This window comes from Micromonospora sp. NPDC023888, assembly GCF_040639415.1.
Taxonomy (GTDB): Bacteria; Actinomycetota; Actinomycetes; order Mycobacteriales; family Micromonosporaceae; genus Micromonospora.
In genome coordinates, this window is sequence record NZ_JBEZZW010000033.1 from 71,495 (window position 1) to 81,956 (window position 10,462).

General features: G+C 71.4%; 9 protein-coding genes. 2 read left to right on the plus strand and 7 right to left on the minus strand.

Going from position 1 to position 10,462, the window contains the following annotated elements; translation table 11 throughout:
• Positions 1-154: 154 nt before the first annotated feature.
• The 4 genes from AB0F61_RS25730 to AB0F61_RS25745 form a co-directional block, all read right to left on the minus strand.
• Positions 155-748: an ATP/GTP-binding protein gene (locus AB0F61_RS25730; RefSeq protein ID WP_357814297.1), complete on the minus strand. Its 594-nt coding sequence runs from the start codon at positions 746-748 to the stop codon at positions 155-157.
• Position 749: 1 nt separating this feature from the next.
• A complete protein-coding gene (locus AB0F61_RS25735) occupies positions 750-1,127 on the minus strand; it encodes a DUF742 domain-containing protein (RefSeq protein WP_350685443.1) in 378 nt (125 codons plus the stop codon).
• A 98-nt stretch (positions 1,128-1,225) separates the two neighbouring features.
• On the minus strand, positions 1,226-1,630 hold the full coding sequence (locus AB0F61_RS25740) for a roadblock/LC7 domain-containing protein (RefSeq protein WP_030329023.1): 405 nt from the start codon (positions 1,628-1,630) through the stop codon (positions 1,226-1,228).
• A complete protein-coding gene (locus AB0F61_RS25745; protein WP_357814300.1) occupies positions 1,627-5,220 on the minus strand; it encodes a nitrate- and nitrite sensing domain-containing protein in 3,594 nt (1,197 codons plus the stop codon). Before AB0F61_RS25745 ends, AB0F61_RS25740 begins: the two co-directional genes overlap by 4 nt.
• Positions 5,221-5,722: 502 nt before the next feature.
• Between AB0F61_RS25745 and AB0F61_RS25750 the strand changes: the two genes are divergently transcribed.
• Complete coding sequence (locus tag AB0F61_RS25750; protein ID WP_357814302.1) at positions 5,723-6,016, plus strand: hypothetical protein; 294 nt, start codon at positions 5,723-5,725, stop codon at positions 6,014-6,016.
• Between the two features lie 6 nt (positions 6,017-6,022).
• Here the strand turns inward: AB0F61_RS25750 and AB0F61_RS25755 are convergent, their stop codons facing one another.
• On the minus strand, positions 6,023-7,096 hold the full coding sequence (locus AB0F61_RS25755; RefSeq protein WP_357814305.1) for an adenosine deaminase: 1,074 nt from the start codon (positions 7,094-7,096) through the stop codon (positions 6,023-6,025).
• Between the two features lie 148 nt (positions 7,097-7,244).
• Between AB0F61_RS25755 and AB0F61_RS25760 the strand changes: the two genes are divergently transcribed.
• On the plus strand, positions 7,245-8,249 hold the full coding sequence (locus tag AB0F61_RS25760; RefSeq protein WP_357814307.1) for a putative RNA methyltransferase: 1,005 nt from the start codon (positions 7,245-7,247) through the stop codon (positions 8,247-8,249).
• Positions 8,250-8,251: 2 nt separating this feature from the next.
• On the opposite strand, the gene AB0F61_RS25765 is transcribed toward AB0F61_RS25760, so the two are convergent.
• On the minus strand, positions 8,252-8,932 hold the full coding sequence (locus tag AB0F61_RS25765) for a DUF4272 domain-containing protein (RefSeq protein WP_357814310.1): 681 nt from the start codon (positions 8,930-8,932) through the stop codon (positions 8,252-8,254).
• A gap of 112 nt (positions 8,933-9,044) precedes the next feature.
• A complete protein-coding gene (locus tag AB0F61_RS25770) occupies positions 9,045-10,328 on the minus strand; it encodes a thymidine phosphorylase (RefSeq protein ID WP_357814313.1) in 1,284 nt (427 codons plus the stop codon).
• Positions 10,329-10,462: the final 134 nt, after the last annotated feature.

Here is a 10,462-nt window from a genome sequence, read left to right on the forward strand (position 1 = left end):
CAGGCGACCGTGGAAGCGACCCGTCCCGGAGCGGGGCGGACAACTTCCAGATCTCAGGAAGGCGGCGTCGGGTGCCCGCCGGCACGAGCAGGGCGACGGGCAGGGTGAAACGCCCGGTGGCGGCCGGAGCCACCACCGGGCCTGCGGTGCCCGATCAGGCCGGGGCCACCGCGCGCGTACGGCGCATGGTGAGCACGTACTCGACGAGCGAGATCAGCACGTGCTTCGTCGACTCCCGGTTACGGGCGTCGCACGCCACCACCGGCACGTCACTCGAGATCGCCAAGGCGTCCCGAACGTCCTGCGGGTCGTGGTACTGCATCCCGTCGAAGCAGTTGATCGCCACCAGGTACGGGAGGCGTCGGTGCTCGAAGAAGTCGATCGCCGCGAAGCAGTCGGCCAGCCGGCGGGTGTCCACCAGCACGACCGCACCGATGGCGCCCCGAACCAGTTCGTCCCACATGAACCAGAACCGGGTCTGACCCGGCGTACCGAACAGGTACAGAATCAGGTCACGGTCGATCGAGATCCGGCCGAAGTCCATAGCCACCGTGGTCGTCGTCTTACCCGGCACCTGCCGGTTGTCGTCGACGCCCACGCCGGCGGAGGTCATGATGGCCTCGGTGGTCAGCGGCGTGATCTCCGAGACCGAGCCGACCAGCGTCGTCTTACCGACGCCGAATCCACCGGCGATAACGATCTTCGCCGACGTCACGCGCCCACTCGGGTTCGGCGGGCGGTGCGACATGTCAGAGCCTGCGAAGTCCACTCAGCACCCTCTCCAGCAGTTCAGTGCCCACCGCGTCGTCGGAGTCGTCCAAAATGGTCGGCTCGTGGACCGCGACCAGGCCGTCCGTCGCCATGTCGGCGATGAGCACCCGGGCCACACCGAGCGGGAGCTGCATCCGCGCCGCGATCTCTGCGAGCGATTGCACGCGTCCGTCACACAGCGCGGCGATGTACTGGTGTTCGCGGCCCTGGCCGCCGTTGCCATTGGCAGCGGCCCGGCCGCGCACCGTCGTCTCGACGAGCGCCTCCAGCGCGATGTCGAGCCGGGGACGGGTACGACCACGGGTCACGGCGTATGGACGGACCAACGCTCCGGTTGGTTCGTCACGATCGACCATCTCGCCGCTCACCCCCTTCGTACCCGCTACCGGCTCCCACCGGTGAAACCCGTCGTTGTCGTCGTTGCAGTCGTGCCGACCTCACGATCGGCGAGACGTCAGCCCAGCATGCCCGCGGCCGCACGCGGCTGCGGGGTCAGCGCGTCGCCCACCCGGTCGACGAGCAGCGCCATCTCGTAACCGACCTGGCCCACGTCGGAGCTGCGGGCGGCCAGCACGGCGAAGGACGAACCGTCCGAGATGGACATCAGGAACAGGAAGCCATTGTCCATCTCCACGACGGTCTGCAACACCGCCCCTCCCTCGAAGCAGCGGGCTGCACCCTGGGTCAGGCTGACCAGACCCGATGAGATCGCGGCAAGCTGATCCGCCCGGTCGCGCGGCAGATCCCGTGACGACGCGAGGAGTAGGCCGTCCGCCGAGACAGCGACCGCATGCGCGACGCCGGGCACCCGGTCGGCGAAGTTGGCCAGCAGCCAACCAAGATCCTGCGTAGTTGTCATCCTTCTTGCTCCTTCTGCCCGCTCCCGGCCACCGGGCCTGAGCCAGACTGCGAGGATTGCCCTCCCGGAGTCGCCTCCGGGCTGGTCGGGTTGTCCGAGGTGCTACGCCCTCGCTGCACACCCCGGTGGTAGGCGGAGAGCAGGCCACGGACCGCCTCCGGGGAACGGCGCTGGACCGAGGTGGCGGGCTTCTCCACCGCACCCGGCACGAGCTGCGCCATCGGCTTGCGCTTCGGCAGGCCGGTAGTGGTGGTCTCGCTCACCGGCACCGCGCCGGCCGCGGCCGAGGCGGCACGCCAGCCGTCGTCGGCTGCGGTCTGCCAGCCGTTGCTCTGCGGTTGGGGCCGGCGGTTCGGCAGGCTCTCGGCGAAGCCGGGGCGGCTGCCCTCGTTCGCTGTGGAGCCGTTGTCCCGCGGCGCTCCTCCGGCCGTCGGAGTGTCTGCCATCGGTGTGTTACCTGTCGTCCCGGGTGGTGTCTTGTGGACTGTCCGACCGGTGGCCTCGACCGTGGCGAACTGCTGGGTCGCGGTGTCGCCGTTCGTGCTCGGCTGGGCGCCGGCAGCGGGCTCGTCCGAGCCTGGACGGCGGGTACGGAACCAGGCGGACTCCAGCTCCCGGAAGATCGGCAGCTCCATCGTCTCGTCCGCGTACCGCTGCCGGTTCTGCGCCTGCGGTTGCTGAGGCGCCGGCCGAGTCTGCGGTGCTGGCGCCGGAGCCGGAGCCGGAGCCGGCGGCTGGGCTGCGGCGGCCGGCTGCTCGCCGGGTCGCGGCACGCGCGGCAACTCCGTCGTCATGTCCAGAGCGGCGGCGAGCCGCTCGGGCACCGGCGGGGTCGCCGCGTCCCGGTCGCCGCCCGGCACCGGCGGCCAGGCCGGCGGTGCGGGGGCGCTGGGCGCCTGCGCGGGTGGCGCGGATCGGGGTGCGAACCCGCTGAACGACTGGCTGGAGGCCGGCGGCACCGAGAACGGCTGACCCGGGTACGGCTGACCGGAGGTCGGCGACGCGGACACCGGTGACGCGGACACCGGCGGACCGGCGTACGGCTGACCGGAGGCCGGGGCGGCGGAAACCGGCGGGCCGCCGTACGGCGCACCCGAGTAGGGCTGCCCGGAGTACGGCTGACCCGAGGCCGGCGAGGCGGAGACCGGCGCGCCGGAGTAGGGCTGTGCGGAGACCGGCGGCGGCGAGTACGGGTGCGTCTCGGGGCTGCTCGGCAACTGCCGGGGAATGGACGGCTGCTGACCGGTGGTCGGGGTGTCGTCCCCGGAGCGGCGCTGCGGCAGCGGATCGATCGGCTGGCCGTTGGCCGGCCGCGGCGTGAACCCGTCGCCGCCGTTGACGCCGTTCGTCCCGGCCGCACCGGTCAGATCCGACCAGGCCGGCATCGAACCGTAGGCGCCAGCGTTGGCGGGGGTGCCGGCACCGTTTCGCGATGCGGGGTCGAACGGACGACCACCGAGGGTGACCTGGTTGCCGGATTCGCTGGAGCGCGGGTGGTTGCCGAGCGCGGGCAGCGCGCCGAAGACCGGCGCGGGCCCACCGTGCTGGGGGCCGCCGGCCGCGGGCAGGGCTGGCGGCTGCTGCACCCGGCCGGAGAGCGCCCGGGGCACCAGCACCGAGGTGGGCAGGGTCACGTCGGCGACCGTGCCGCGGTCGGAGCCGGGGCGCAGTTCGACCCGGACACCGTGCCGGGACGCCAGCCGGGCGACCACGACGAGGCCCATCATCCGGGACACCGCCACGTCCACCTGCGGCGGCGTCGCGAGCCGCTCGTTGAGGTCGTGCAACTGCTCGGCGCTGATGCCGATGCCGCGGTCCTCGACGTAGAGCGAGGAGCGGTCGCCGACCCGGCGGGCCTCGACCATCACCTGCGAGTCGGGCGGCGAGAACGCGGTGGCGTTGTCGAACAGCTCGGCGACGAGGTGCACCAGGTCGTTCACCGCGTGCGCGGCGACCTCGATGTCGCGGTCGATGACACCGAACTCGATGCGGGTGTAGTGCTCGACCTCGGACTGCGCGGCGCGCAGCACGTCGATGAGCGCGGCCGGCTCCCGTTGCACACGGGTGGAGTCGGCGCCGGCGAGCACCAGCAGGTTCTCGTCGTTGCGGCGCATCCGGGTGGCCAGGTGGTCGAGCTGGAACAGCTCGGCCAGCCGGTCCGGGTCCTCTTCGCCGCGCTCCAGCCGGTCGAGGTGCCCGATGAGGCGGTCGACCAGGATCTGTGAACGGCGGGCCAGGTTGACGAACATGGTCGCGACGGAGGCACGCAGTGCGGCCTGCTCGGCGGCCGTCCGGACGGCTTCCAGGTGGACGGCGTTGAACGCCTCGGTCACCTGACCGAACTCGTCCTTGCTGCGGACCGGCAACGGCTCGGCGATCTGGTTGGCGAGTTGCACCGGGGAGAGTTGCCCGACGACCTGTGGGTCGCGCAGCCGGGCCACCGCCTGGGGCAGGCCGTACTGGGCGACGGAGAGTGCGCCCTGCCGCAGCTCACGGAGCGAGCGGGCCATGGAGCGAGCGACCAGGTACGCGAAGAGAATGGCCAGCAGCAGCATGCTGAGCAGCAGGCCGGTCTCCAGGAACACCTGACGCTGGACGTCGCCGCGGAGGTTGTCGGCCTCGGTGACCACTTCATTGTCGAGCTTCGTCTCGACGGTGCGGATCAGCCGGGCGTTGGCCGTCATCGCGGCTTCCCACTGGTCCGGCTTGAAGGGCGCGCCACGCATGTCGCCTGTGGTGTTGCCGTCGATCCAGCCGGTGTAGTTCTGCGCCTCCCGACGGTCGCCGCCCGCGACCGTCTGGTCGTGGAACTTCGCGTCCTCCGGGGTGGCGACGGCCTTGAAGCTCTGCAGCGCCTGCTGCTGACCGGTGCCGCTGGCGATGTAGTCGGTGCGCAGCGCGGGGGTCAGCCGCTGACCACCCTTCACGCCGAGCGCGCGGTGGACCACGACCCGCCGTGCGGCGAGGAATTCCTTTTCCCGGGCGACCGCCGCGGCGGCGCGCATCCGGTCGCTCAGGTCGTTGTCGCCGGCGAGCTGCGTGGCCGAGTCACGGATGGCGAGGAGGTCACTGATCAGGCCCTCGTACGCCTGGACGGTCTCGGTGAGCGCGAGCTTGCCGTTGAACACCTGGCTGCGGACGCCCGACAGATCCTGCAGGTTCTGGTCGATGCCGTCGAGCAGACCCTCCAGGCTGCTCGGCAGGTCCTCGATCTCGGTCCGCTGCTGCCGGTAGGGGATCGCATCCTGATCCACCCGGGAGTTCACCCGGTTGTACGCCTCCTGGTACTGAGCCGTCGGCTGCGTCCCGTCCGCGCCCAGCAGCAGCACGGCGGCGGTCCGCTCGTCCTGCAGGCTGTCGACCAGGTCACCCGAATAGCTCGACAGGTTCGCCAGGTCGCCAGCTCGGTTGGCATTGTTGAGCGTCTCCACGTGGTCGACAAGACCACTGGTGCCCACGACGACCGTGGCGATGGTCGGCACGATCATGATGAGACCGAGCTTGGACCAGATCGGCATGTCCCGGAGCCGGCTGGCCGGCCGGCGCAGCCGCGACAGGAAGGAGCCCGCCGTCTTTGGCCGTTTGCTCACGTCACCGCCCTCGCGATTACAGCTTGAACGCGTTGCCCCGGGCAACGCCCAGCGACCGACCCGGCGGGTCGGACCCCCGAGATTCCATCACGCCGGTCGACAAGAAGAAAGCCCAGGTTGTCACCTACCGAAGGTGTGATGAGATGTTGATGCGATTTGATAGCAGTCTGTCTGGCCGGAGTAACTGAAGGTAATGGAACATCCGCACCGTGTTGTCCTGCTCGCGGGCCCTTCTGGGTCCGGAAAGTCGTACATAGCGCAGCAAACCGGCCTACCGGTGCTCTGCTTGGACGACTTCTACAAAGACGGCGATGACCCTACGTTGCCGCGACGAAACGACCAGGTGGATTGGGAATCGCCGCTGTCCTGGGATGCTCCAAGTGCGGTGGAAATCATTGCCCGACTAGCTCGTGAAGGTCGAGCCGATGTGCCGGTTTATGCGATCGGCGCAGATCGACGGGTGGCCACCCGGTCATTTGATCTCGCCGGATCGCCACTTTTCGTGGCCGAAGGGATCTTCGCCGCCGAGATCGTCGAGGAGTGCCGTCGCCTCGGCCTGCTCGCCGGGGCGTACGCGCTGCGCCGGCCGCGCGGTGCGACCTTCCTGCGCCGGCTGGCCCGCGACCTGTCCGAACAGCGCAAGGCACCCCGGGTGCTGGTCCGGCGCGGGGTGGCGCTGCTCCGGGCCGAGCCCGCGGTGCTGCGTCGGCAGACCGGGTTGGGCGCGGAGGCGGCCCGCGCCCGGGAGGTGCTGCGTCGGGTGGCCGGCCTGCTCGCTGGCCACCCGCACGGCTGAACGGGGTCAGGCCAACAGCTCGGCGTACGCCGGCTTGATCACCTCATCGATGATCCGCAGCCGCTCGTCGAACGGGATGAAGGCGCTCTTCATCGCGTTGATGGTGAACCACTGCAACTCCTTCCAGCCGTAGCCGAACGTCTCCACCAGCAGCGACATCTCCCGCGACATCGAGGTGCCGCTCATCAGCCGGTTGTCGGTGTTGACGGTGGCCCGGAACCGCAGGTCGCGCAGCAGGCCGATCGGGTGGTCGGCGATCGAGGCCACCGCGCCGGTCTGCACGTTCGACGAGGGACACAGCTCCAGTGGGATCCGCTTGTCCCGCACGTACGCGGCCAGCCGGCCGAGCGAGCCGTCGGAGGCGATGTCGTCGACGATCCGGACCCCGTGACCGAGCCGGTCCGCCCCGCACCACTGGATCGCCTGCCAGATCGACGGCAGACCGAACGCCTCGCCGGCGTGGATGGTGAAGTGGAAATTCTCCCGTTGCAGGTATTCGAAGGCGTCCAGGTGCCGGGTGGGTGGGAAGCCCGCCTCGGCGCCGGCGATGTCGAAGCCGACCACCCCGGCATCCCGGTGCCGCACGGCCAGCTCCGCGATCTCCTGCGAGCGGGCGGCGTGGCGCATCGCGGTGAGCAGTGTGCCCACCCGGATGCTCAGGCCCGCCTCGACGGCCTGGGCGGTGCCCTCGGCGAACCCGGCGAGCACCGCCTCGACGACCTCGTCCAGGCTCAGGTCCTGCTCCAGGTGCTGCTCCGGGGCGAAGCGCACCTCGGCGTAGACCACCCCGTCGGCGGCCAGGTCCAGTGCGCACTCGCGGGCCACCCGACGCAGCGCGGTCGGGGTCTGCATGACCGCCACGGTGTGCGCGAACGTCTCGAGGTAGCGCTCCAGGGAACCGGAGTTGGCGGCGTCCGCGAACCAGCGCCCGAGCGCCTCGGGATCGGTGGTGGGCAGCTCGTGGCCCACCTCCGCGGCCAGGTCGACGATCGTCGCCGGCCGCAGCCCGCCGTCGAGGTGGTCGTGCAGCAGCGCCTTCGGAACCTTGACAATGTCCTCGTACCGGATAGTTGCGACCATGCTCAGACCCTAGTCAGCGACGGTGGTGACCGGGTGTGGGAGGTCGCCTGAGGTCCCGCCTCGGCCCGGATCGGCCCGAACTAGGCTGAACGGCATGGAAGCACCGCGGTGAGGGGCCGCCCGCGACACCGCTCGGCGGCGGCCTGACGTGGACCCGCGCATCCTCGACCGGCTGCGCTGCCCGGTCTGCGGCGAACCCCTGGAGCCGGCCACCGACACGAGGGCGCTGCGCTGCCCCCGGCGGCACAGCTTCGACATCGCGCGGCAGGGCTACGTCAACCTGCTCACCGGTCGGGCACCGCACGTCGGCGACACCGCCGACATGGTCGCGGCCCGCGCGGATTTCCAGGCCGCCGGGCACTACGACATCATCTCGGCCGCCCTCGCCGCCGCCGCGACGGAGGCCGTCGAACGGCTCCGCGCGTCGGCCGTGACGCCCACCGAACCTGTCCCGTCCACCCTTTGCTCTGCTTACCCCCATGCACCGGGTTCCGGACCGGACCGGCGCATGGAGGTAAGCAGAGCAAAGGACACCACGGCAGGGGTACCTGTCGAACCGCCGGAGCCCGACGTCGGGGCGTACCCCCTGGTGGTGGATGCCGGCGCCGGCACGGGCCGCTACCTCGGCGCGGTGCTGGCGGCGCTGCCGGACGCCGTGGGTCTGGCCCTGGACGTGTCGAAGCCGGCGCTGCGCCGCGCGGCCCGCGCGCACCCCCGGGCCGCCGCGGCGCTCGCCGACACCTGGCAGCGGCTGCCGCTCGCGGACGCCTCGACCGCCGTGCTGCTCAACGTCTTCGCCCCGCGTAACGGCCCGGAGTTCCGCCGGGTGCTCGACCCGGCTGGCACCCTGCTGGTGGTCACCCCCGACACCGACCACCTCACCGAGTTGGTGGGTGCCCTCGACCTGCTGCGGGTGGACCCGGACAAGGCCGACCGGGTGGCCGGCAGCCTGGGCGGGCACTTCGCCCCGGTCAGCTCGGCGGTGCACCGGGCGGAGCTGGCCCTGACCCAGCCGGAGGTCGCCACGGTGGTGGGGATGGGCCCGAACGCGTGGCACACCGACCCCGAAGCGCTCACCGCCCGGTTGGCCGCACTGCCCGAGCCGGTCCGGGTGACCGTGGCGGTCCGGGTGGACGCGTACCGACCTCGCTGAACTCAGGTGGAGAGGTCGACCTCTTCCCAGCCGGGCGGCTCGTCGTGGTACGGCCCGCGCAGGATCACCGCCCACTCCAGCGCCCAGCGGCGCTGCCCGATCGCGTTCGCGTCGATCAGGCCCGGCGCCCGCCGACCGGCGCGCTCGGTCTCCAGGTACGCCCAGTCCAGGCAGTAGTGCAGGTCGAGCAGGGCGGCCGCGTCGGCCGGGTGCTGCGGCGCCGTGAGGATCCGGGACCGCCAGTGCGGGAAGGACTCTCCCTCGGCGATGTGCGGCAACTGCTCGACCAGTCGCTCGTCGACGGCAAGCGTCGGATCGAGTTGCTTGCTCAGTCCCAGCACCCAGGCCAGCGCGAAGAGCGCGTCGTGGTGCAGCACGAACGAACGGTGGTCGCCCTTGCCGCCCATCACGAACTGCCACTCCGGCGGCGTGACCATCTCCACCAGGTGCGAGCCGAGCAGCCAGCTCATCGCCGCCTCCGGGGGCATCCCGAAGCAGCGCGCCAGGATCAGGTGCAGCACGGCGATCCGCGCCTCGATCTCCACAGTGGGGCGCAGGTCGATCTCGTCACCCGGCTCCCAGACCAGCGGGAACTGGGCCGGCGGCAACGGCAGGCCGAGTCGGGACAGCTCGTCCAGGCTCGCCTCGCGCACCTCACGCGGGTCGGGGGCAGCAACGGTCACAGCGGGTCTTCCTGTCTGCTCGCGCCGGCTCAAGGCCGGTTGTCCCCCCTTGGCCTGCGACAATAGCGCTCCCAGGTGACCGGCACCATGGCACCCCGACCCCCCGGTCCGGTCAGCCGATGCGCTCGATGACAAGCGGCGTCGCCGCCGCGGCGGTCGGCGCGATCCGCACCGCGTCGGCGGCCTCGGCCAGCGCCGCCGGAATCCGCGTCGGGTCCTCGGCGCGCAGCTCGTAGAGGGGGTCACCGGCTCGTACCGGGTCACCCGGCCGCTTGTGCAACACCACACCGGCCGGCACGCTCACCGGGTCCTCCTTTCGGGCCCGACCCGCGCCGAGCCGCCACGCCGCGACCCCCATGGCGTACGCGTCGACTGCCGCGACGTGCCCGTCCCGCTCGGCGCGGACCACCTCGACCTCGTTGGCGGTCGGCATCGGCGCGTCCGGGTCGCCGCCCTGCGCCCGGATCATCGCCCGCCAGGAATCCATGGCCCGGCCGTCCCGCAGCGCCGCCGCGGGGTCGGCGTCCGGCAGGCCGGCCGCGTCGAGCATCTCCCGGGCCAGGGCGAGCGTCAGCTCCACCACGTCGGCCGGGCCGCCACCGGCCAGCACCTCGACCGACTCGGTCACCTCCACCGCGTTGCCGATCGCCAGGCCGAGCGGGGTGGACATGTCGGTGAGCAGGGCGACCGTCCGAACGCCGTGCGCGCCGCCCAACTCGACCATGGTGCGGGCCAGCTCGCGGGCCTGGTCGACGGACTTCATGAAGGCACCCGAGCCGACCTTGACGTCGAGGACCAGCGCGCCGGTACCCTCGGCGATCTTCTTGCTCATGATCGAGCTGGCGATCAGCGGGATCGCCTCCACGGTGCCGGTCACGTCGCGCAGCGCGTACAGCTTGCGGTCGGCGGGGGCGAGCCCGGCACCGGCCGCGCAGATCACCGCGCCGACGTCGTCCAGTTGGGCGATGAACTCGTCGTTGCTCACCGTGGCCCGCCAGCCCGGGACGGACTCCAACTTGTCGAGCGTGCCGCCGGTGTGCCCGAGACCACGGCCGCTCAACTGCGGCACGGCCGCGCCGCACGCCGCCACCAGCGGGGTGAGCGGCAGCGTGATCTTGTCACCGACGCCTCCGGTGGAGTGCTTGTCGACAGTCGGCCGGCGTACCGCCGAGAGGTCCAGCCGCTCGCCGCTGGCGATCATCGCGGCGGTCCACCTGGCGATCTCCGGCCCGGTCATGCCGTTGAGCAGGATCGCCATCGCCAGCGCCGACATCTGCTCGTCGGCGACAACCCCCCGGGTGTACGCGTCGACCACCCAGTCGATCTGCGCGTCCGACAGAACCCCGCCATCCCGCTTGACGCGAATAACGTCAACAGCAGCAAACCCACTACTCATCAGAAGATCTTTCCTCGTCGTGTGCAGATCCCGACCCACGGACAGCGAGCACCGAGGGATTGGGCCGACCGTGCCCGGCGGAGGGATCAAGCCTGACCGCCCGGAGCCGGGCGGCGGCACGCCGACAAGCTCGG